The organism is Ancylobacter amanitiformis, assembly GCF_030814815.1.
Classification (GTDB): domain Bacteria; phylum Pseudomonadota; class Alphaproteobacteria; order Rhizobiales; family Xanthobacteraceae; genus Ancylobacter; species Ancylobacter amanitiformis.
Genome location: NZ_JAUSVR010000003.1, coordinates 1 through 21208, shown reverse-complemented (window position 1 = coordinate 21208; position 21208 = coordinate 1). Strand labels below are relative to the sequence as shown.

At 69.2% G+C, this 21208-nt stretch carries 17 protein-coding genes, 1 other RNA gene and 1 pseudogene; 6 read left to right on the top strand and 13 right to left on the bottom strand.

The window, feature by feature from the left end:
• Window positions 1-70 precede the first annotated feature (70 nt).
• From murG to murD, 4 genes are all read right to left on the bottom strand, one after another.
• Complete coding sequence (murG, locus tag QOZ99_RS05560) at window positions 71-1216, bottom strand: undecaprenyldiphospho-muramoylpentapeptide beta-N-acetylglucosaminyltransferase (protein ID WP_306889010.1); 1146 nt, start codon at window positions 1214-1216, stop codon at window positions 71-73.
• Window positions 1217-1224: 8 nt separating this feature from the next.
• A complete protein-coding gene (gene ftsW / locus QOZ99_RS05555) occupies window positions 1225-2397 on the bottom strand; it encodes a putative lipid II flippase FtsW (protein ID WP_306889009.1) in 1173 nt (390 codons plus the stop codon).
• Window positions 2398-2537: 140 nt separating this feature from the next.
• Window positions 2538-4052, bottom strand: a complete 1515-nt coding sequence (locus QOZ99_RS05550) for an amino acid permease (protein ID WP_306889008.1) — start codon at window positions 4050-4052, stop codon at window positions 2538-2540.
• Between the two features lie 182 nt (window positions 4053-4234).
• Window positions 4235-5620 (bottom strand): UDP-N-acetylmuramoyl-L-alanine--D-glutamate ligase, encoded by a 1386-nt coding sequence (gene murD, locus QOZ99_RS05545; RefSeq protein WP_306889007.1) that lies wholly within the window; start codon window positions 5618-5620, stop codon window positions 4235-4237.
• Window positions 5621-5759: 139 nt separating this feature from the next.
• On the opposite strand from murD, the gene QOZ99_RS05540 reads away from it, so the two are divergent.
• A complete protein-coding gene (locus QOZ99_RS05540; protein ID WP_306889006.1) occupies window positions 5760-6656 on the top strand; it encodes an MBL fold metallo-hydrolase in 897 nt (298 codons plus the stop codon).
• A gap of 112 nt (window positions 6657-6768) precedes the next feature.
• Here QOZ99_RS05540 and mraY read toward each other — a convergent pair whose 3' ends face one another.
• The 7 genes from mraY to QOZ99_RS05505 form a co-directional block, all read right to left on the bottom strand.
• Window positions 6769-7854 carry a phospho-N-acetylmuramoyl-pentapeptide-transferase gene (gene mraY / locus QOZ99_RS05535; RefSeq protein WP_183190643.1) on the bottom strand — a complete coding sequence of 362 codons (1086 nt, stop codon included), beginning with the start codon at window positions 7852-7854 and terminating at the stop codon, window positions 6769-6771.
• 111 nt (window positions 7855-7965) lie between these two features.
• A complete protein-coding gene (locus QOZ99_RS05530; RefSeq protein ID WP_306889005.1) occupies window positions 7966-9420 on the bottom strand; it encodes a UDP-N-acetylmuramoylalanyl-D-glutamyl-2,6-diaminopimelate--D-alanyl-D-alanine ligase in 1455 nt (484 codons plus the stop codon).
• Window positions 9417-10934 carry a UDP-N-acetylmuramoyl-L-alanyl-D-glutamate--2,6-diaminopimelate ligase gene (locus QOZ99_RS05525; RefSeq protein WP_306889004.1) on the bottom strand — a complete coding sequence of 506 codons (1518 nt, stop codon included), beginning with the start codon at window positions 10932-10934 and terminating at the stop codon, window positions 9417-9419. Before QOZ99_RS05525 ends, QOZ99_RS05530 begins: the two co-directional genes overlap by 4 nt.
• Window positions 10935-11064: 130 nt before the next feature.
• Window positions 11065-12756, bottom strand: coding sequence for a peptidoglycan D,D-transpeptidase FtsI family protein (locus QOZ99_RS05520; RefSeq protein ID WP_306889316.1), 1692 nt, complete (start codon window positions 12754-12756; stop codon window positions 11065-11067).
• Between the two features lie 134 nt (window positions 12757-12890).
• Entirely contained in the window at window positions 12891-13496 is a 606-nt protein-coding gene (gene ftsL, locus QOZ99_RS05515; protein ID WP_306889003.1) for a cell division protein FtsL, read from the bottom strand.
• A gap of 9 nt (window positions 13497-13505) precedes the next feature.
• Window positions 13506-14543: a 16S rRNA (cytosine(1402)-N(4))-methyltransferase RsmH gene (gene rsmH / locus QOZ99_RS05510; protein ID WP_306889002.1), complete on the bottom strand. Its 1038-nt coding sequence runs from the start codon at window positions 14541-14543 to the stop codon at window positions 13506-13508.
• Window positions 14540-15019, bottom strand: a complete 480-nt coding sequence (locus QOZ99_RS05505) for a division/cell wall cluster transcriptional repressor MraZ (RefSeq protein WP_306889001.1) — start codon at window positions 15017-15019, stop codon at window positions 14540-14542. Before QOZ99_RS05505 ends, rsmH begins: the two co-directional genes overlap by 4 nt.
• Window positions 15020-15311: 292 nt before the next feature.
• On the opposite strand from QOZ99_RS05505, the gene QOZ99_RS05500 reads away from it, so the two are divergent.
• From QOZ99_RS05500 to QOZ99_RS05480, 5 genes and pseudogenes are all read left to right on the top strand, one after another.
• A complete protein-coding gene (locus tag QOZ99_RS05500; protein ID WP_306889000.1) occupies window positions 15312-16100 on the top strand; it encodes an N-acetylmuramoyl-L-alanine amidase in 789 nt (262 codons plus the stop codon).
• 386 nt (window positions 16101-16486) lie between these two features.
• The gene (locus QOZ99_RS05495; RefSeq protein WP_306888999.1) at window positions 16487-16840 is read left to right on the top strand and encodes a lytic transglycosylase domain-containing protein; all 354 of its coding nucleotides are present in this window, start codon (window positions 16487-16489) and stop codon (window positions 16838-16840) included.
• Window positions 16841-16990: 150 nt separating this feature from the next.
• Window positions 16991-17370, top strand: an RNA gene (gene rnpB / locus QOZ99_RS05490) — RNase P RNA component class A.
• Between the two features lie 132 nt (window positions 17371-17502).
• Complete coding sequence (locus tag QOZ99_RS05485) at window positions 17503-17973, top strand: DUF1611 domain-containing protein (protein ID WP_306888998.1); 471 nt, start codon at window positions 17503-17505, stop codon at window positions 17971-17973.
• Window positions 17974-17988: 15 nt separating this feature from the next.
• A pseudogene (locus QOZ99_RS05480) lies at window positions 17989-18312 on the top strand (dihydrodipicolinate reductase C-terminal domain-containing protein); the annotation flags it as partial.
• 96 nt (window positions 18313-18408) lie between these two features.
• Here QOZ99_RS05480 and QOZ99_RS05475 read toward each other — a convergent pair.
• Window positions 18409-19815: an extensin family protein gene (locus tag QOZ99_RS05475; protein WP_306888997.1), complete on the bottom strand. Its 1407-nt coding sequence runs from the start codon at window positions 19813-19815 to the stop codon at window positions 18409-18411.
• 109 nt (window positions 19816-19924) lie between these two features.
• The coding region (locus QOZ99_RS05470; RefSeq protein WP_306888996.1) for an NAD(P)(+) transhydrogenase (Re/Si-specific) subunit beta at window positions 19925-21208 on the bottom strand (1284 nt) is incomplete at its 5' end.

The following is a 21208-nucleotide window of genomic DNA, read 5'->3' as shown; positions in this document are numbered from 1 at the left end:
GGCGACGCACCGCGTCATCCCTCGCCTGTTCGCAACTATCGGCCCCGGTCTACCCATTTCTAGTCGTACGCTAACTCGTGGAACGCGGTATTCTGGCAATCTCCAGGACCAGCGCGGCCAGCCGCTCGGCGGCATCCGCCCGGCCCATGCGCTGCGCCGCCGCCGCCATGGCCGCGAGTTCCTCGGGCGCGGCGGCATGGCGGGCGAGGATACCGGCGAGGCTTTCCGGCGTGAAATGGCTCTGCGGCAGCAGCGCGGCGCCCCCGCCGGTGGCGAGCGCGGTGGCGTTGGCGAGTTGGTCCTGGTCGATGGCGCCGGGCAGCGGCACCAGCAGCGCGGGCCGGCCGATCACGCTCAGCTCCGCCACGGTGGAGGCCCCCGAGCGGGCGATGACGAGATGCGCCTTCGCCATGCGCGCGGGCAGGTCGGTGAAGAAGGGCGCGAGTTCCGCCTCCACGCCGAGCCGCGCATAGGTCGCGCGCGCCGCCTCGATATCCTCGGGCCGCGCCTGCTGGACGATGGACAGCCGCGACCGCAGCGAGGGATCCAGCGTCTCGACCAGATGCGCGATCCCCGGCGGGACGATCTCGCTCATCACCCGCGCGCCCTGGCTGCCGCCGAACACCAGGAGGTTGAACCGCCCCTCGCGCTCCGGCGGCACATAGGGGCTCGCCGCCGCGATCACCGCCGGGCGCACCGGATTGCCGGTGTGATGCGCCTTGGCGGCGAGCGCGGGGGCATCCCGGAAGATGTCGGGATAGCCGATGGCGATGGCGGTGACGCGGGCGCCCAGCATCGCATTGGCGCGGCCCATGACGGCGTTCGATTCATGAATCAGGGTGGGCACGCCGGCGAGGCGCGCGGCAAGGATCGGCGGCACGGTCGGGTAGCCGCCGAAGCCGACCACGATGGAAGGACGCAGGCGCCGCATCAGCCGATAGCCCTGCCAGAGTCCGGAGCCGAGCGCGAGGGCGGTCTTCGCCAGCGCCAGCGGCGAGCGTCCGCGCACCGTATCGGCCGGCAGCACGTGCAGCTTGCGGGCGGGGAAGTGGCCGGCATAGCGCGCCGCCCGGCGGTCGGTGGCGAGGTCCACCGCGATGCCGTGCCGGGTGAGCACATCGGCCAGCGCCTCGGCGGGAAACAGGTGGCCGCCGGTGCCCCCGGCGGCGAGCAGGACCAGCGGCGTATCGCGTGCCGCGCTGTTCTCACCAGCCATGGCGCGCCTCAGCTCGGGCGCGGCGCGGGCGCGCCGAGCCGTGTGCCGAGCCGCTCCAGCTCGGCCAGCGTCGCGGTGCGCGGGCGCCGCCGGGTCAGCGCCAGCAGCATGCCCATGCCGTAGGCGAGCGAGAGCAGCGAGGAGCCGCCATAGGAGACGAAGGGCAGCGTCATGCCCTTGGCCGGCATCATGTGCAGGTTCACCATCATGTTGATGCAGGACTGCAGCCCGAACAGGATGGTGAGGCCGGCGACGGCGAAGCGCACGAAGGGCTCCTCGTCATTCATCGCCCGGTTGAGCGAGCGCAGCACGATGAAGGCGAACAGCGCCGCGATCATCATGCACAGCACCGCGCCGAATTCCTCGCCCGCCACCGCGAAAATGAAGTCGGTATGCCCGTCCGGCAGTACCCGCTTGTAGGTGCCCTCCCCCGGCCCCTGGCCGAACCAGCCGCCATTGAGGAAGGAATCGATCGCGAGGTCGATCTGGTAGGTGTCGCCCGAATCGGGATCGAGGAAGCGGTCGATGCGCTTGGTGACGTGCGGCACCAGCATGTAGGCGATGAACAGGCCGCCCGCGCCGATGCCGCCGAGGCCGAAGACCCAGATCATCCTGAGCCCCGCCAGGAAGAACAGGCTGCCCCATACCAGCGAGACCAGCATGGTCTGGCCGAAATCCGGCTGCATCACCAGCGGCGTTACCACCAGGCCGAGCAGGCCGATGGCGAGGAACTGCCCGGGCATTTCCGGCCGGCGCACGCTTTCGGAAAACAGCCACGCCGCGATGATCACGAAGCTTGGCTTGAGAAACTCGGAGGGCTGCACCGTGATGCCGGCCACCGTGAGCCAGCGCCGCGCGCCCTTCACCTCCGCACCCGCCACCAGCGTCGCGAAGACGAGGCCGAGGAAGACGATGAACAGCACCAGCGCCAGCCGGCGGATATTGCGCGGGGAGAGCAGCGAGGTCGCGATCAGCACCAGCACCGCCGGCACCAGGAACATCACCTGCCGGTTCACGAAATGAAACGGATCGGCAATGCCGAGCCGCGCCGCCACCGGCGGGCTCGCGGCAAGCGCGAGCACGATGCCGATGATCATCAGGGCAGCAAGGGCACCGAGCAGCAGGCGATCGATGGTCCACCACCATTCGCCCACCAGGGTCCGTTCGGCACGCGAAATCATGAAGCGCCACTCCGGGAAGACATTCGCCGGAGTATCGGACGGTTAAGGTTGACGCCCGCTTAATGCCGCGGGCGTCTTGCCGGTGCGCATCGGCTCCCTCTCCCCGGCGGGGAGAGGGAGCCGAGGAATGTCGCATGTCGTCAGTGCGACTTGTATTCCGTCGTGCCCTTGGAAAGCGCGAACTCCTCCTCGGGCGAGAGCACCAGCTTGTGACGTCCGATCAGCGCGAAATAGACGATGCCGAGGGCGAACCAGATGGCGACGCCGATCACGCCCGCGCGGTAGACCGGGTCGGAAAGCTGGAAGAACAGCGTCACGACCGCGATGATGACGGTGAGCGCCGCCCCCACCACGCCGAACGGGCTGCGATAGGGCCGCTCGATATGCGGCGCGTTCCTGCGCAGCAGGATGAAGGACAGCGCCTGCATCACATAGGACAGCATGGCCCCGAACACCGCCATGTTGAGCAGCGTGCCGCCGATCACCGAGGCGCCCTGCTCCGCCCCGACGCTGAACCAGATCACCAGCATGAGCGCCAGCGCCACCACCGCGCCGACCAGCATGGCGAGGTGCGGGGTCTTGCGGGTGCCGTGGGTGATCGACATCCAGCGCGGGAAATAGCCCGCGCGCGAGAGCGAATAGATCTGCCGGCCCTGCGCATAGATGATGGTGTGGAACGAGGCGATCAGGCCGACCACCGCCACCAGCGCCAGCACCTTGGCGAGGCCGTCGCCATAGATGGCGCGGAACCCGTCAAGCAGCGGCTCGCCCGACTTGCCGAGCGCGAAGGCGCCGTTGGCGACCGAGGAATTGAGCCACAGGATCATGAAGGCGGAAACGATCAGCGTCGCGATGCCCAGGATGATGCCGCGCGGCAGGTCGCGCTTGGGATCGATCGATTCCTCCGCCGCCAGCGGCAATTGCTCGATGGCGAGGAACAGCCACACCGCGAAGGGCAGCGAGGCCAGCACGCCATACACGCCGAAGGGCAGGAACGGCCCGCCGCCCTCCGGCAGTTCGGTGCCGTCGGCGGCCACGTTCAGCGCCCAGCGGCTGAAATCGATATTGGGGATCGCGCTCACCCAGAAGGCGACGAGACAGGCCAGCGCGGCGAGGGTGACGATGAGCGTTACCTTGAAGGACAGTTCGACGCCGACCACGTTGAGCCCGACGAAGACGATGTAGCCGAACACCCAGTAGACCGGCTGGAACTCCGGTGGCGTGCCGAAGATCGAGCCGAGATAGGAGCCGATGAAGAACACCACCACGGCCGGCGTCACGACATATTCGACATTCTCGCACAGGCCGGTGATGAAGCCGCCCCACGGCCCCATGGCGGTGCGGGCGAAGGAATAGGCCGCCCCCGTGTGCGGCAGCGCCGAACTCATTTCGGCGATGGACAGCGTGAGGCCGAGATACATGATGGCGATGATGATGGCGGCAATGAACATGCCGCCCCAGCCGCCCGTGGCGAGGCCGAGATTCCAGCCGGAGAAATGGCCGGAAATGACCGCGCCGACGCCCAGCGCCCAGAGCGAGGCGACGCCGGCATAGCGCTTGAGGCCACGGGCCTCGAAATAGCTGATATCGACAGTGGTGTAGCTCACGCCGCCGCTGCCCGCGGAGGGCGCGCCGTCGGTCGATGGAATGCTCATGACGCTGATCCCCTGAAAATGGGGCCTGCGTCGACCGTTACCCCCGCCCCGGCCGATGCCGCCGCCCTTGCTGATGGCTTCCGTACGAATATGCCGCACGGTTAGGCGTGCATGTTTTCAGTGCATCACGCGATCGTCAACGGAAATGATGCAGCGCAGCAAGCTCATGCACGGCGGCCTGCTCATGACGCAAGGGAAGACACCAGCGCCCGGAAGGCATCGCCGCGCAGTTCGAAATTGCGGAACTGGTCGAAGCTGGCGCAGGCGGGGGAGAGCAGCACCACGGGATGGGCGAGGCCGGAGGCCGCCGCATCGCGCGCCGCGCTGGCCACCGCCACATCGAGCGTGCCGCACATCTCGAAGGGCACCTCCGCGCCGAGCGTGGCGGCGAATTCCTCGGCGGCCACGCCGATGAGATAGGCCTTCTTCACGCCCGGGAAATACGGCCGGAGAGGCTCGATGCCGCCCGCCTTGGGCTTGCCGCCGGCGATCCAGAAAATATCCTCGAAGGAAACCAGCGCCCGCTCGGCGGCATCCGCGTTGGTCGCCTTGGAATCATTGACGAACAGCACATTGCCGATCGTGCGCACCTGCTCCATGCGATGGGCGAGGCCGGGGAAGCTGCGGATCCCGGTCGCGATCACCTCCGGCGCGAGGCCGAGCGCGCGCGCGGCCGCGAAGGCGGCTGCGGCGTTCTGCGCATTATGGGCGCCGCGCAGCGAGCCGATGCCGGCCAGCGGCAGGGTGAACACCCGCACGCCGCCTGCCGCGACGACGAGATCCGTGCCGTCGAGAAAGATGCCGTCCGCCAGTTCTTCCAGCACGGAGAGGCGCACCACCTGACGGCCCGCCCTCTCCATTCGGTCGGCGATCGCCCGGCACCATGCGTCGTCGACGCCGATCACCGCGGTGCCGCCAGCCTCCACGCCGGCCACGAGGCGCTCCTTCACCTGCGCGTAGTGCTCCATCGAGCCATGGCGGTCGAGATGGTCGGGCGAGAGGTTGAGCAGGATGCCGACCGCCGGATCGAGGCTGGGCGCGAGGTCGATCTGGTAGGAGGAGCATTCGATCACGTAGACGCGGCCGGTCTTCGGCGGTTCGAGACCAAGGATGGCGGGGCCGAAATTGCCGCCGATCTGCGCGTCGCGCCCGCCCACCCGCAGGAGATGGGCGAGCAGCGCCGTGGTGGTCGACTTGCCATTGGTGCCGGTGATCGCGGCCAGCGCCGGCCGGCGCACCGCGAGCCGCCGCTCGCGGCAGAACAATTCGATATCGCCGATCACCTCCACGCCCGCGGCCCGCGCCAGCCTCACGCTCCAATGCGGCTCGGGATGGGTCAGCGGCACGCCCGGCGCCAGCACCAGCGCCCCGATGCCGCTCCAGTCGAGCCGGGCGAGATCGCCGGTCGGAATGCCCTCGCTCGCCGCCGCCTCGACCGATGCGGGCGAATCGTCCCACGCCATCACCTTCGCCCCGCCGGCGATCAACGCGCGCGCGGTGGCAAGGCCGGAGCCACCGAGGCCGAAGAGAGCCACGGTGCGGTCATGAAAGCTGCTGACGGGGATCATGATGCGCGTGACCTGACGAGAAGGGGCGGCCGGAGGGGATCCCCTGGGAGAGCCCCTTGGCTAGCGCATTTCCCGGGCCGATGAAATGATCGCGCATCGTCCCCGTGGCTTCCCCTCCCGTCCTTCCATGAGTGTGCCCATGAACGCGCCTTCCCTGCTCCCGCTCGGCTCGACCCTGCAGGTGCTGCGGCCCCACCCCAACATTCTCGCCTTCTATGATGGCCGCATTCCCGGCGCGCGCGCCCATTCCGCCGCGCCGAACTGGCTCGATGACGGCGCCTATGCGCTGGGCGTGTGCGTCTATGCCGTCATCGCGGGGGAGGAGGCGATCCTCTACGACACGCACATCTCCATCCCCCACGCCCGGCTGGTGCGCCGCACGCTGGAAGAGGCGGGGGTGAAGACGATCCGCGTGGTACTCAGCCACTGGCATGATGACCACGTGGCCGGCAACGAGGTATTCGCCGATTGCGAGATCCTCGCCCTCGACCTGACCGGGCAGGCGCTCGCCATTCACCGGCTGGCGCTGGAGAACGGCGACCCGCCGATCTACCCGCTGGTGCTGCCCAGCCGCACGATCACCGGCCCGGCGGAGCTGTTCGTCGGCGACATCCGGGTGGAATTGCTGCCGGCCGAGATCCACAGCCATGACGGGCTGATCCTCGCTTTGCCGGACCTCGGCATCCTGCTGGCCGGCGACACGCTGGAAGAGCCGATCACCTATGTCGCCGAGCCCGAGCGGCTCGCCGTCCATGTCGAGGAGTTGAAGCGCGTGAAGGGCTGGAACTATGCCCGCATCCTGCCCAATCACGGCGCGGCGGAGATCATCGCAGCGGGGGGCTACGGGCCGGGGCTGATCGAGGCGACGATCCGCTATGTCGAGAAGCTGATGCGGCTGAAGGACGAGCCGGCGCTGGCCGACGAGGATCTCAGGACCTTCGCGGGCGCGGATTTCGCGTCCGGCACCCTCACCTATTTCGCGCCCTATGAGGAGGTGCACGCCAACAATGTGAAGAAGGTGCTGGCGCTGCCCTGATCCCCTCTCCCGTATCGTCCCGGAACGGCGGCCCGCCGGTTCCGGGACGCCCCGCAGACCGGGCCATGGCGGGGCGCCCCGCTCTGCGTGCCGGCGCCGCGAGGGCGTCCGCTCAGCGCAGCTTCAGCGTGGACAGACCGATCAGCGCCAGCACGACGGCGATGATCCAGAAGCGGATCACGATCTGCGGCTCGGTCCAGCCGAGCTGTTCGAAATGATGGTGGATCGGCGCCATCTTGAACACGCGCTTGCCGGTGAGCTTGAACGAGATGACCTGAACGATCACCGACACCGCCTCCAGCACGAACAGGCCGCCGATGATGGCGAGGACGATTTCATGCTTGGTCGCCACCGCGATGGTGCCGAGCAGCCCGCCCAGCGCCAGCGAGCCGGTATCGCCCATGAAGATCTGCGCCGGCGGCGCGTTGAACCACAGGAAGCCGATGCCCGCCCCGATGATGGCGCCGCAGATCACCGCCAGTTCGCCCACGCCCGCCACATAGTGGATCTGCAGATAATCGGCGAACAGCACGTTGCCCGAGAGATAGGCGATCAACCCGAAGCTGCCGGCCGCCACCATGACCGGCACGATCGCAAGGCCGTCCAGCCCATCGGTCAGGTTCACCGCATTGCCGGCCGCCACGATCACCAGCGCGGCGAAGGCGATGAAGAACCAGCCGAGATCGATCAACAGATCCTTGAACAGCGGAAAGGCCAGCGAGGAGGATAGCGGCTCGCGCCCGATATGCATGATGACGACCGCCGCGACGCCGCCGATCAGTGCCTCGATGGCCAGCCGCGTCTTGCCGGAAAGCCCGGCATGGGTCTGCTTCGTCACCTTGAGATAATCGTCATAAAAGCCGATCAGCCCGAAGCCGATGGTGACGAACAGCACCACCCAGACATAGACATTGGACAGATTGGCCCAGAGCAGCGTCGCCACCATCAGCCCCGAGAAGATCATCAGCCCGCCCATGGTGGGCGTGCCCTTCTTGGTGATGAGGTGCGATTGCGGCCCGTCGGTGCGGATCGGCTGCCCCTTGCCCTGCTTCAGGCGCAACAGGGCGATGATGCTCGGGCCGAACATGAAGACGAACAGCAGCGCGGTGATGATGGCGCCGCCGGTGCGGAACGTGATGTAGCGGAAAACATTGAGCGCCGGCACGCTCCCCTGGAATTCGGCAAGCCATTGCAACATCGGATCAACCTTCCGCCACGATAAAAAACGCGGCCCGCACGCGCGTTGTCGCGGGTGCGGGCAGGAACACGGCCCGGTCGGGCCGGAAAACCCTCGAACGGGTCGCCCGTCTCATTCGAACGCGTCCACGCCAAGTGCCTCGGCGGGCGCGCGAAAGCGCTCGATCAGAGCACGCGCCAGCACGCCCATGCGGCTACCATTCGACCCCTTGACCATGATCACGTCGCCCCCCCGCAGGCGCTCGGCCACCAGCGGCTGGAGAGCGGCCGCATCCGGCGCCCAGGCGCCGCGCCGCGTGGCGGGCAGCGCCTCCCACAGCGCGCGCATCAGCGGCCCCGCGCAGAACACGAGATCGGCGGCAGTTGCCGCCATGGCGAGGTCGCGGTGCATCGCCGCGCCCTCCGGGCCCAGTTCCAGCATGTCCCCCAGCACGGCGAGCCGGCGCCCGCGCCCGGTCAGCGGCGTTCCCCCGAGCACGGCGAGCGCGGCGCGCATCGAGGCCGGGTTGGCGTTGTAGCTCTCGTCGATCAGCGTGGCGATGCCGCCCTTGACGGCGAGCGGCGTGCGCACGCCCCGCCCGGGCGGGGGGCCCATCGAGGCGAGCGCCAGCGCCGCCAGGCACAGATCCGCCCCCACCAGCTTGGCGCTGGCCAGCACCGCCAGCATGTTCTGCACGATGTGGCGGCCGGGCAGCCCCACCTTGAAGCTCACCGTCTCGCCCATGATGTCGGCGATGGCGGTGGAACTCTGCGCCTGCAGGGCGACGCTGACGAGGCGCGCGTCGGACCCCGCCGCCTCGCCGAAGCCGATGATCGTGGCGACACCCGCCGCCCGCGCCGCGCCGGCCAGCCGCTCGAAATGGGGATTGTCGCGGTTGATCACCGCCGCCCCGCCCGGCACCAGACCGCTGAAGATCTCCGCCTTGGCGTCGGCAATCGCCTCGACGCTGGCGAACTGGGCGATATGCACCGGCTCGATGGTGGTGACGATCGCCACATGCGGGCGCACCATGTCCACCAGCGGGGTGATCTCGCCGGCATGGTTCATGCCCAGTTCGAACACGCCATAGGCGCTCGCGCCCGGCATGCGCGCCAGCGAGAGCGGCACACCCCAGTGATTATTGTAGGAAGCCGCCGAGGCGTGCGTCGGCCCGTCGGCCCGCAACCCCAGCGCCAGCGCCTCCTTGGTCGTGGTCTTGCCGACCGAGCCGGTGACGCCGATGATCTTCGCCGGCGTACGCGCCCGCGCCGCGCGGCCCACCGCTTCCAGCGCCCCGAGCACATGGTCGACGGCGAGAAGCGGCGTGCCGGCCGGCATCGCGCTCACCCGGCCGCGCTCCACCACGCTCAGCGCGGCCCCGCGTTCGCTCGCCCGGCCGACATAGGCATGGCCGTCGCTGTTCTCGCCGCGAATGGCGAAGAAGGCCTCGCCCGGCGCCAGCGTGCGGGTATCGATCGACACGCCGGTCACGGCCGGCGCCGGCGTGCCGAGCAGGGTGCCGCCGGTGGCCGCGGCCAGGGCCCCCGGCGTCCAGAGCAACTCGGTATTGATGCCCATCGCGGTCATCCTTTCGCGTTCGCGGCCGCCAGCGTCTCGATCGCCGCATCGCGATCGGAGAAGGGCAGCGTCCGGTCGCCGATGATTTGGCCGGTTTCGTGACCCTTGCCGGCGATCAGCACGACATCCCCCGCCTTCGCCATGGCGATGGCGGCCTGGATCGCCTCGGCCCGGTCGCCGATCTCGATGGCGCCCGGCGCGCTGGCCAGGATCGCCGCGCGGATCGCGGCGGGATCCTCGCTGCGCGGGTTGTCGTCGGTGACGATCGCGACATCCGCCTTCTCGGCGGCGATGGCGCCCATGATCGGGCGCTTGCCCCTGTCACGGTCGCCGCCGCAGCCGAACACCACGATCAGCCGGCCCCGCGCATAGGGCCTGAGCGCGTCCAGCGCGTTGGCGAGGGCGTCGGGCTTGTGCGCATAGTCCACGAACACACCGGCGCCATCCGCCGCGCCGGAGCCCTTGGTGCCGACCAGTTCCAGCCGGCCCGGCACGCCCTCCAGCGTCTCCAGCGCGGCCAGAGCGGCGCGGGCGCCGGCGCCCGTCAGCATGGCGAGGCCGGCGGCGAGGAGGGCGTTGGAGGCCTGGAAGGCGCCGACCAGCGGCAGCTTGAGCCGATGGCGCGCGCCCTCCACTTCCACGTCGAGGCGCTGGCCGAGGCCCTCATTCACCCGGCTCAGGAGAGAAATTCCGGCCCCGGCGGCGCCGATGCCGATGAGGTGCAACTCATGATCGGCCGCCACCTGCGCCGCCCTTCCGCCCTCGGGAGTGTCCACCCACACCGCCGCCCCGCCACCGCGCGGGACGAGGTCGCGGAACAGCCGCAGCTTGGCCTCGAGATAGGCTTCCATCGAGGGATGATAATCGAGATGATCGCGCGAGAGATTGGTGAAGGCTCCCGCCTGCAGCCGCACGCCGTCCAGACGGTGCTGGTCCAGCCCGTGCGAGGAGGCCTCCAGGCACAGATGCGTCACGCCCTCGCGGGCCAGCCCGTCCAATGTGCGGTGCAGTTCGATGGGGTCGGGCGTGGTCAGCGCGCCATAGACCGCGCCGGACGGCGCCACCACGCCCAGCGTGCCGAGACTCGCGCTGGCATGGCCAAGGCCCGCCCAGATCTGCCGGGTGAAGGCGGCCACCGAGGTCTTGCCCGAGGTGCCGGTGACGGCGGCGATGGTCGGCGGCTGGCGGGGAAAGGCCTGCGCGGCGGCCAGCGCCACGGCGCGGCGGGCATTGCCGACCCGCACATAGGAAATGCCGGGCTCGATGCCCTCCGGCAATTCCGCCTCGGCCACCACGGCGACGGCGCCGCGGGCAATGGCGTCGCGCGCGAAGGCCATGCCATCCGCCTTGGCGCCGGCCAGCGCGAAAAACACGTCGCCCGCGCGCGCCCGGCGGCTATCAAGCACCGGCTCCGCGACCGCGAGCGAGGGGTTGGCGGCGGCATAGTCGGCATCCTCGCCCACCAGCTCACGCAAGGTGAGCGAGCGCGCGCAATCGACCGTGGGATGGATCGGCTCAGACATGACGCGCACCTTCGGATCGTCCTGCATGCCCTGGCGGGCGGGCCGCGCGGCCAGAATCCGCGTTGCCCGTCCTTGTTCCGGCATAGCCGATTCCACAGGATTTCCGCATCGGAAAACGGCCGCCCCGAGCTTACGGCGCCTGCGCCAGCGTGTAGTTGGTGAGCAGGCTCTCCACCGGAGGACCCTTGCGCGGCATGATGCCAAGGAGCGGCGCGATGCGGGAAATGATCTTGCCCGTGGCCGGACCCGCGTTCCAGCCCGCGGTGGCGAAGCCATAGGTGCCCGGCACCGCCTGCGGCTCGTCGAGCATGACCAGCACGAGATAGTGCGGGTCGTCCATGGGGAAAACGCCGGTGAAGGTGGTCAGCAGCTTGGTCTTGGAATAGCGCCCGTTCACCACCTTCTCGGCCGTGCCGGTCTTGCCCCCGGCATAATAGCCGGCCGCCTGCTCGTTCATCTTCGAGGCCGAACCCTTCTCGGCATTGAGCCGCAGCAGGTAGCGCATCTTCGCGCTGGTATCCGGCTTGATGATGCGGGTGGCCAGCGCGCGCGCCTCCTCCGGCGTACGCTTGAGGAAGGTGGGGGGAATGAGATAGCCCCCGTTCATCAGCGCATTGACGGCCATGACCGCCTGCAGCGGCGCCACCGCCAGTCCATGGCCGAAGGCGATGGTGGCGGTGTTGAGCTCGCCCCAGTTCCGGGGCACCAGCGGCATGGCGCTCTCGGGCAGTTCGGTGCGCAGGCGGGTGAGCTGGCCGGCCTTGGCGAGGAAGGCCTTGTGCGCCTCGACGCCGAGTGTCAGCGCCATCTTGGCGGTGCCGATATTGGACGAGACGAGGAACACCTCGGGCACGGTCAGCACCCGGTTTTCCGCGTGATAGTCGTGAATGCGGAACTTGCCGAACTGCAGCGGCGCGCGCGCGTCCAGCATGGAGTTGATGTTGAAGCGCCCGCTGTCGAGCGCCATGGCGAAGGTGAGCGCCTTGAAGGTCGACCCCATCTCGAACACGCCGGTGGTCAGGCGGTTGAGGGTCTTGGGATCCAGCGACTTCGCCTGATCATTGGCGTCGAAATCGGGCAGCGAGGCCATGGCGACGATCTCGCCGGTGCGCACGTCGACCACGGTGCCGGCGGCGGCGATCGCCTTGAACTTCTCCTTCGCGGTCGCCAGTTCGTCGCGCAGCACGTGCTGCACGCGCAGGTCCATGGCGAGTTCGACCGGCTCCTGCTGGCGGTCGGTGGCGAAGCCCGCCAGATGCAGTTCCGCGAGGCCGCGCGTATCGATCCACTTCTCGATGCCGGCAATGCCCTGATTGTCGGTATTGGTCGAGCCCAGCACATGCGCGCCCAGCGTGCCACCGGGATAGACGCGGCGGTTCTCGGTCATGAAGCCGATGCCGGGCAGGCCGAGATTGTAGATCTCGCGCTGCTGCTGCGGGGTGATCTCGCGCTTCAGCCAGACGAAGCCGCGATTGCTGCCGAGGCGCTGGCGCAGTTCGTCGACATTGAGGTCGGGCATGACCGCGGTCAGCGCTTCCACCGCCTCGTCCGTGTCGATGATGCGCTTGGGCTCGCCGAACAGCGAGGACGACTTCACGTCGGTCGCCAGCACGAGCCCATTGCGGTCGAGAATATCGGGACGCGCCGAGGCGACGGCGTCCGAGGCGACGCTGCGCCGGGCGAGCGACCCCTCGGGCGCCGAGGCGTAGAGGGCGAGCCGGCCGGCAATGGCGAGATAGACGCCGCAGAAGACGATCATGCACAGCAGGATGCGCGCGCGCGCCACGGCATGCGGCTCCGGCCGGCCACGCCCCGCCGCCATTTTCACCACGGCAATGAGCGCCCGCAGGAGACGCAGCGGCAGGCTCGCCAGCCCGCGCCCGATGGCGCCGAACAGCGACCGCAGGCGGGAACCAAGTGTGGAGAGGAACGCAGCCATCGGACAACCTCCTGGGACTAGCGGCCGTCGCCGCGGCGCGGGGCGTAGGGATCGGCGGCGACCGGATCGAGATCGCCGACCGTGCCCTGCGGTCCGGTGAAGCGGGAACGGGCCGGCGCCATGTTGCCGGCCGCCGGAATGGCCGAGAGCGGCGGCGTCTCGGCCGCTGCCGTGGGATCGGGAGGAAGGCCATCGCCCGGCAGGCGCGCGGCGGCAACGGTCTTCGCATTGGGCTTGGGCGTCGCCGGCTTGGCGGCGCCCGGCGCGGGCGCATGCGCGGCCGGGTTGCTGCTGGGTCCGTCGACAAGCGCCTCGATCATGCCGGCCAGCGGGTCGCCATTGGCATCCGCCTTGGCCGGCAGGCTGGCCAGCGTGTCCATGCGGTTGATATCGAGCGGCTGCATGTCGAGATGGTTCTCGGCGAGTTCCTGAATGCGGCCCGGCGCCGTGCGCCGCGCCCATTCGGCATTGAGCAGGGCGATGCGGTCTTTTTCGCTGCGGATCTCGTCGCGCAGCTTGGCGATCTTCTGCGCCTCGAAGGCCGCGGAATATTTCACCTGGTAGACCACGCCCGCCGCGAGCAGCAGCGCGATGACCGAGACGGCATTAAGTACGCGGAACATGTCTCGACCTCAGCGGCGGCGGCTGGCATCCAGGGAAGGAAGAGGCGGCAGGAAGGACGAAAGATCGCCGCCCGCATGGGCGGGAGCCTCGGTGCGCTCGGCGGCGCGCAGCTTGGCGGAGCGCGCACGCGGATTGGCCGCCAGCTCCGCCTCGCCCGCCTCGACCGCGCCGCGCGCCACGAGGCGGAAGCTGGTCGGGGCCACGTCGACGCTCGGGAGATGGCGCGAGCCGCCCGCTGCCTTGGCGCGGTTGGCGAGGAAGTTCTTCACGATGCGGTCTTCCAGCGAATGGAAGGTGACGACGACCAGCCGCCCGCCGGGCTTCAGCACCCGCTCGGCGGCTTCCAGCGCGCGGGCGAGTTCGCCCAGCTCGTCATTGACCGCGATGCGCAGCGCCTGGAAGGTGCGCGTCGAGGGATGCGGCTCGTGCGGCTTGGCCCAGATCACCTTGGCGACGATGTCGGCGAGTTGCAGCGTGCGCTCGATCGGCACGCTCGCCCGTGCCTCGACGATCGCGCGCGCCACGGCACGAGACCGCCGCTCCTCGCCGAAGCGGTAGAGGAGGTTGGCAAGGTCGGTTTCCGAAAGCTTGGCCACGAGATCGGCCGCCGAAGGACCCTCGCTCGACATGCGCATGTCGAGCGGCCCGTCGCGGCGAAAGGAAAAGCCACGCTCGCCTTCATCGATCTGCATGGAAGAGACGCCGATGTCGAGCACGACGCCGTCGACACGCTCCAGCCCCTGCGCGGCAACCACGGCATCCAGCGCGCTGAAGCGCTCATGCACCAGCGTCAACCGGCCGCCGCTTTCCGCCACCAGCGCCTGCCCGTCGGCAATGGCGTTGGGATCGCGGTCGATGGCGATGACGCGCGCATCCGCCGCCGCGAGGATCGCCCGCGTATAGCCGCCGGCCCCGAAGGTGCCGTCGACATAGACGCCGCCGTCGCGCGGGGCGAGATGATCGATCACCTCGTCGAGCAGGACAGGCAGATGGCGGGCCGGTCCGCCGGCAACGTCCGTCTCCGAACCGCCGCGACCCGCCATCATGCCCCATCGGCGCGGGAATCCCGCGTCGCCCCCTGAGAGCCGAACTGCTGCTTCAAGATGCGCACCTTCGCCTTGGCCTCTGCGAGATGCGCCCGGAAGCGGATCGGCTCCCAGATCCGAAAGGAATCGCCGACGCCGACCAGCGTCGCCTCGTCCCTGATCTGCGCGTGCGTCTTCAGCCCCTCGCTCAGCATCACCCGGCCCTCCGGATCGAGACGCAGCGTCTCGATCGATCCATAGAGCGCCGCGGCCAGCTCCTCGCGGGCCTCCGAATAGGGCGGATAGCGCTCGATCAGACTGTCGATCCCCGCCATCAGCCGCGCGCCGCCCGCCTGAAGCACCGGCAGGTCGAGCGCGGGATGGCAATAGACATGCTCCAGCCCGTCGCGCGCGATCAGCGCCCGGAACGGCGCGGGTATCGACATGCGTCCCTTGGAGTCGAGCCGCATCGCATAGGTCGATACGAATCGCTCCATCCGCCCGATAAGCCCCCGACATTCCACGCAAGACGACACGCATCCCGGCAGACGCACGCAGCGCCGCGTTCGGTGCCGTGGAGGCACCGCCGACCTTGCTGACTTGGAACTGCAACGGGATGATGTGGGATACCATGGGTATTTATGGGCGTCAATGAAAAGGCCGGACGGACCCACAGGCCGAGGCGAAGCCCGGCGCACTGATTCCGCCACGACGGGCGAGAGCCGATTAACGCGTCATGAACCTTAAGAATCAGTTGAATCGGATGCGGACCGCGGTTAGCTGGCCATCATGACCGACGCTTTCGCCCCTGCTCCGCCCTTCCCCGCCGACTCGGCTCTCGTCGCGCAGGTGCTGCCCTCGCCGAACCATGGCGAGCGCGCGGGTGTTCGCGCCCCGGACATTCTGCTGCTGCACTATACCGGCATGGAATCGACCCCCGAGGCGGTGGAATGGCTGCGCGCGCCGGAGCGGCAGGTCTCGGCTCACTATGTCGTGTTCGAGGACGGGCGGATCGCCCAGCTGGTGCCGGAAGCCCGCCGCGCCTGGCACGCCGGCGCGGCCTGCTGGGGCGGGGCGGGCGACATCAACTCACGCTCGATCGGCATCGAGATCGCCAATCCCGGCCATGATTTCGGCTATCCGCCCTTCCCCGCCATCCAGATCGAGGCGGTGACGGCGCTGGCCGAGGACATTCTCTCCCGCCATCCCATTCCGCCGGACCGCGTGCTCGCCCATTCCGACGTCGCGCCCACGCGCAAGGCCGATCCGGGGGAGAAATTTCCCTGGGAGGCGCTGCACCGCTTCGGCGTCGGCCATCTCGTCGAGGAGACGCCGCCCAGCGACGGGCGCTTCTTCATGCGCGGCGAGCATGGCCAGCCGATCGAGGCGCTGCAGGCCATGCTCGCGCTGTACGGCTATGACGTGCCGGTCTCGGGCACCTATTGCGCGCAGACGGAAGCGGTGGTGCGTGCCTTCCAGCGCCATTTCCGCCGCGCCCGCGTCGACGGCATCGCCGATGTCTCGACCCTTCAGACCCTGTATCGCCTGTCCGCCGCCCGCCCGGCGACCGAGGACTGACGCCGGCGGCCCTTCCGTTCAAGGTCCTGGATACAACCTGCGCACGGGGACACCACCCGGGGGATAAACGTTGCGGTTGCGCCACACTGTTGCGCATCGGCCGCGCGACAATCATGCGCAGGATGCGTATTACCACGCAACCGCACAAATCAAGCCTCATTCGGAACAGATTTGGCAGCGCTTTTCGCGCCACCGCAATCAGCCCGAAAAGGCTCTCGTCTGTAATGGTTCATTTCCGCGTACTCTGTGCTTCACTCGTATTCTCGCTCACTGCGATTTCCGGCATAGGTATTGCCAGCGCAAAGCCCAACATCGCCCGGACAGCGCAAGTCGATGCCAGTCCCGCCGATGATCAACTCGGAAACTCAGGCAATCTCGGCACACTCGTGGATCGCGAGGCACGCGCCAATGGCGTTCCCGTCGCGCTGGCCCGCGCGGTGGTGCGCATCGAGAGCAACTGGAAACCCCACATGACCGGCCGCGCCGGCGAGGTCGGGCTCATGCAGATCAAGCATCAGACCGCCCGCGGCGTCGGCTATGGCGGCTCGCGCGCCGCGCTTTACGAGCCCGCCACCAATATCCGCTACGGCATGCGCTATCTCGCCGGGGCCTATCGTCTGGCCGGCGGCGACACTTGCGGCACCGTCATGCGCTACCAGGGCGGCCACGGCGCCACCCGCATGTCCTCCGCCGCCCGCGCCTATTGCAGCAAGGCGCGCGTCATCATGGCCTCCAACTGAGCGAGCTTCGCGCGCGAGGACGGGGGCGCCCGGGTTTCGCATACGCCCCCGCCCTCGCGCGCGATCCCAACGTCGCATCGCCCCCGCCCCGTCGTCATCGGCAGCATCCGCGCTTGACGCGGGCCTCCGCCTCGCCCATTGCTCCCCACGCCAGCCGGCCGGACGGCCGCGTCATCGCAAGATGCCGAGGAAAGTCCGGGCTCCACAGAGACACGGTGCCGGATAACGTCCGGCGGGGGCGACCCCAGGGAAAGTGCCACAGAAATCAGACCGCCACGGGTTCGCCCGCGGCAAGGGTGAAACGGTGCGGTAAGAGCGCACCGCGCGTCCGGCAACGGAGGCGGCAGGGCAAACCCCACCGGGAGCAAAGTCGTATAGGGGTGGCGCGAAGCGCAAGCTTCAGGTCCTGTCTTTGGACAGCCGCCCGGGTTGACTGCTCGAGGCGCCGGGCAACCGGCGTCCCAGAGGAATGGCCGTCACGTGGGAGAAATCCCGCCATACAAAACCCGGCTTACAGGCCGGCTGGCACCCTTTCATCGCCCCCTGCCCGCGCAGGGCCACCCGTCCCCGCGGCGGGACGGGGCGGATTGCGGAGGCGGTTGCCGCGGCATCGCGGCGCGTGCCATGGCTGGCGCTCCACGCCCCCGGGACAGGAGCCCCTCATGCCCATCCGCATCATCCTCGCCGGCGCCACCGGCTGGGTCGGCCGCGCGCTGGTTCCCGCGATCACCCAGGCGGGCGACCTCGAACTCGTCGCCGGCATCTCGCGCAATCACGCGGGAACCGATCTCGGCATGGTGCTGGACGGCCGGCCCTCCGGGGTGCCGGTCGTCGCCCGAATCGAGGAGGCGCTGGGGGCGCCGGCGGACGTGCTGATCGACTACACCAGGCCGGGCGTGGTGAAGGCCAATGCCATCGCCGCGCTCGCAGCGGGACTCAACGTGGTCATCGGCACGTCCGGCCTCGGCGCGGCCGATTATGCCGAACTCGACGGGCTGGCGCGCGAGGCCGGCGCGGGCGTGCTCGCCGCCGGCAATTTCTCCATCACCGCGACCCTGCTGAAGCGCTTCACGCTGGAAGCGGCGAAATATGTCGCCGATGTCGAGATCATCGACTACGCGTCGGCGACCTAGCCGGACGCCCCCTCCGGCACCGGGCGCGAGATCGCCGAGGCGCTCGCCGGCATCCGCCGGCCCGCCACGAGCCTCCCCCTCGCCGAGGTGGTCGGCGTGCCGCAGACGCGCGGCGGCACCCTTGGCGAGGGCGAACGCGAGGTGCGCGTGCACGCGGTGCGGCTCCCCTCCTTCGTGCTGGCGGTGGAAAGCGTGTTCGGCGCGCCCGACGAGCGGCTCACCATTCGCCACGATGCCGGCGCCTCGGCCGCGCCCTATGTCGCCGGCACCTTGCTGGCGACGCGCCAGGTGAGCGGCTGGATCGGCGTCCGGCGCGGGCTGGATACGCTGCTGGACTGAGCGGGAGCGCTTTCGCGCGTACCCGCGCGCGTGGGAAGCACGGCGCGACAGGTGCCAGGACGTCGGCGAACCGCCATTCACGGAAAAGGCCCGGCCTCAGTCCTCGCCATCCCTGGCCAGCGGCGCGGGAATCGGGCTGGCGAATTGCCGCTCGCCCGCGAAGGCCCGCACATTTCCGGTCGAGCCGGTCGGGGTCGGATCGAGCCCCAGCCATTTGGCCAGCGGGATCCCGGCCGGCGGCAGCGGTACGCCGGGCGGACGCGTGGGGGTCGCAGCGGGAGCCCGCGAGGGATAGGCGGACGCGGGATAGGCCGGGGCCGCCGCCGGCTGCGCCGGGTAGCCCTGTGCCGGATAGGTCGGCGCCGGATAGCCCTGCCCGGGATAGCCCCCCGTGGGATAGCCGCCGGCGGGATAGCCTTGCGGCGGGGCCGAGGGTGCGGGATAGGCCGGTGCCGCCGCACGGTAGCTCGGATCGACGCCATGGCCGGAGACCGGCGCGGTGGACGCCGCGGGATAGGGGGTCAGCGGCATCGGCTCGCCCACCGCCCCGGCCGGCGCGGGATAGCCGGAAGCCGGATAGGCCGGCGCGGGATAGGGGGGCGGATTGGCGGGCGGATAGGCGGGCATGGCCGCGCGCGCCGGAGACGACCCGGCACGGACCGGCACCGCCACCGACGCGGCGGAAACCGGCACGGCGCGCGCCGCATCCGGCGCAAAGCCTTCATCCACCTGCCGCTCCGGCTCGCCTTCCGCGCCCGGCGGCACGCCATAGGACGCGCCCGCCATCGGCGTACCCATGGAGGGCGGCGCCTTGAACACCGGCAGGTTCGGCGGGGCGGGTGGCGTCACGTTGGGATTGCACGAGATACGGCCGGAACGGCGCATCAGGTCCACGTGGATATGGTCGTAATGATAGATGTTGTAGCCCGGCCCCAGCGTGGTGGTGAAGCGCGTGCAACCGCTCGCCTGCACGGTGCGCAGGAAGCCCTGCTCGTCCGGGCGGCCCTTCCAGCCGGTCTTCACCAGCACCTCGCGCCCGTCGGCCAGCACGAAGCCGCCAATGTCGAGCGCGTTGCCGAAAGCATGTTCGGAAATCTTGCCCTGTGGCCCGCCATTCATGTTGCGGCAGGAATAGGAGGACATCTGCTTCACCTTCGCCACCGGCTGGCCGAACCAGGCCATGGCGGCGGGCTGGATGTCCTCGACCATCCAGCGGTCGACCGAGGCGATCATCGGGCAGGCGAGCGTCGCCTTGGGCGACACCTCAATCGTGCCCTGCTCGAAGGCCAGCACGCGGAACGGGTGATCCATTCCGCAACTGCCGGCACCGTCGATCTCGCGCTCGGGGATGGTGTAGGCGGAGGGCTTGACCAATCCCTCCGCCAGGCACCGTTCTTCAGCCTCCGTGCGCCAGGGTTCGCGCTGTTGCAGCCCGAACTTGCAGCCGGAGAGCCCCAAAAGGACGAGCGGGGCTACGAAAAACCAGGATACGCCGCGCGTCATGGCGGCAAGCTAAGGCGGAGTTGGTTGACAGCGGGTTAAGCCGAGCCGCCGCAAAAAACAAAACGGCCGAAGGAACCCTCCGGCCGTTCATGGCGATCACGCGCCCGGATCAATGCCCGAGGTTTTTGACGATGTCCTCGACCATTTTCTTGGCGTCGGCGAAGAGCATCATGGTGTTGTCGCGGAAGAACAGTTCGTTCTCCACCCCGGCATAGCCCGCCGCCATGCCGCGCTTGATGAACAGCACCGTCTTCGCCTTCTCCACGTCCAGGATCGGCATGCCGTAGATCGCCGAGGTCGGGTCGGTCTTCGCCGCCGGGTTGGTCACGTCATTGGCGCCGATCACGAAGGCCACGTCCGCCTGCGCGAACTCGGAGTTGATGTCCTCCAGCTCGAACACCTCGTCATAGGGAACATTGGCCTCGGCCAGCAGCACGTTCATGTGCCCGGGCATGCGCCCCGCCACCGGGTGGATGGCGTATTTCACCTCGACGCCTTCGTCCTTCAGCTTGTCCGCCATCTCCCGCAGCGCGTGCTGCGCCTGCGCCACCGCCATGCCGTAGCCCGGCACGATGATCACCTTGGACGCGTTCTTCATGATGAACGCCGCGTCCTCCGCCGAACCCTGCTTCACCGGGCGGCTCTCCACCGCCCCGGCCGGGCCCGCCGCGGCGTCGCCGCCGAACCCGCCCAGGATCACCGACACGAAGGACCGGTTCATCCCCTTGCACATGATGTAGGAGAGGATCGCGCCGCTGGAGCCCACCAGCGCGCCGGTGATGATCAGCGCCGTGTTGCCCAGCGTGAAGCCGATGCCCGCCGCCGCCCAGCCCGAATAGGAGTTCAGCATCGACACCACCACCGGCATGTCGGCGCCGCCGATCGGGATGATCAGGAGGCCGCCAAACACCAGGCTGGCGATCACGATCAGCCAGAACACCGTGTGGCTCTCGGTCACCGTCAGCACCACGATCAGCGCCACGATCAGCAGCGCCAGACCGGCATTGATCACATGCCGCCCCGGCAGCAGGATCGGCTTGCCCGACATGTTGCCGTTCAGCTTGGCGAAGGCGATCACCGAGCCGGTAAAGGTGATGGCGCCGATCGCCACGCCAAGGCTCATCTCCACCAGCGCCTGCGCATGGATATGGCCGGGATCGCCGATGCCGAACGCGCTCGGGGCGTAGAGCGCCGCCGCCGCCACCATGACCGCGGCAAGGCCCACGAGGCTGTGAAACGCCGCCACAAGCTGCGGCATCTGCGTCATCGCGATCTTCTTGGCGATCACCGCGCCCGCGCCGCCGCCAAGGGCCAGCCCGCCGATCAGCAGCGCCCAGCCGCCGAACCCGTGCGGGGGCGACGCCGCCAGCGTCGTCAGGATGGCGATGGTCAT

Bases quoted from the DNA above. Each gene is read 5' to 3' on its own strand.
- QOZ99_RS05530 (WP_306889005.1), bottom strand. From the start codon at position 9,420: ATGACCGCGATGGGCATCAATACCGAGTTGCTCTGGACGCCGGGGGCC.
- rsmH (WP_306889002.1), bottom strand. From the start codon at position 14,543: ATGATGGCGGGTCGCGGCGGTTCGGAGACGGACGTTGCCGGCGGACCG.
- ftsW (WP_306889009.1), bottom strand. From the start codon at position 2,397: ATGATTTCGCGTGCCGAACGGACCCTGGTGGGCGAATGGTGGTGGACC.
- QOZ99_RS05520 (WP_306889316.1), bottom strand. From the start codon at position 12,756: ATGGCGGCGGGGCGTGGCCGGCCGGAGCCGCATGCCGTGGCGCGCGCG.
- murG (WP_306889010.1), bottom strand. From the start codon at position 1,216: ATGGCTGGTGAGAACAGCGCGGCACGCGATACGCCGCTGGTCCTGCTC.
- QOZ99_RS05525 (WP_306889004.1), bottom strand. From the start codon at position 10,934: ATGTCTGAGCCGATCCATCCCACGGTCGATTGCGCGCGCTCGCTCACC.
- QOZ99_RS05540 (WP_306889006.1), top strand. From the start codon at position 5,760: ATGAACGCGCCTTCCCTGCTCCCGCTCGGCTCGACCCTGCAGGTGCTG.
- QOZ99_RS05505 (WP_306889001.1), bottom strand. From the start codon at position 15,019: ATGGAGCGATTCGTATCGACCTATGCGATGCGGCTCGACTCCAAGGGA.
- QOZ99_RS05550 (WP_306889008.1), bottom strand. From the start codon at position 4,052: ATGAGCATTCCATCGACCGACGGCGCGCCCTCCGCGGGCAGCGGCGGC.
- QOZ99_RS05475 (WP_306888997.1), bottom strand. From the start codon at position 19,815: ATGACGCGCGGCGTATCCTGGTTTTTCGTAGCCCCGCTCGTCCTTTTG.
- mraY (WP_183190643.1), bottom strand. From the start codon at position 7,854: ATGTTGCAATGGCTTGCCGAATTCCAGGGGAGCGTGCCGGCGCTCAAT.
- murD (WP_306889007.1), bottom strand. From the start codon at position 5,620: ATGATCCCCGTCAGCAGCTTTCATGACCGCACCGTGGCTCTCTTCGGC.
- QOZ99_RS05485 (WP_306888998.1), top strand. From the start codon at position 17,503: ATGCCCATCCGCATCATCCTCGCCGGCGCCACCGGCTGGGTCGGCCGC.
- QOZ99_RS05500 (WP_306889000.1), top strand. From the start codon at position 15,312: ATGACCGACGCTTTCGCCCCTGCTCCGCCCTTCCCCGCCGACTCGGCT.
- ftsL (WP_306889003.1), bottom strand. From the start codon at position 13,496: ATGTTCCGCGTACTTAATGCCGTCTCGGTCATCGCGCTGCTGCTCGCG.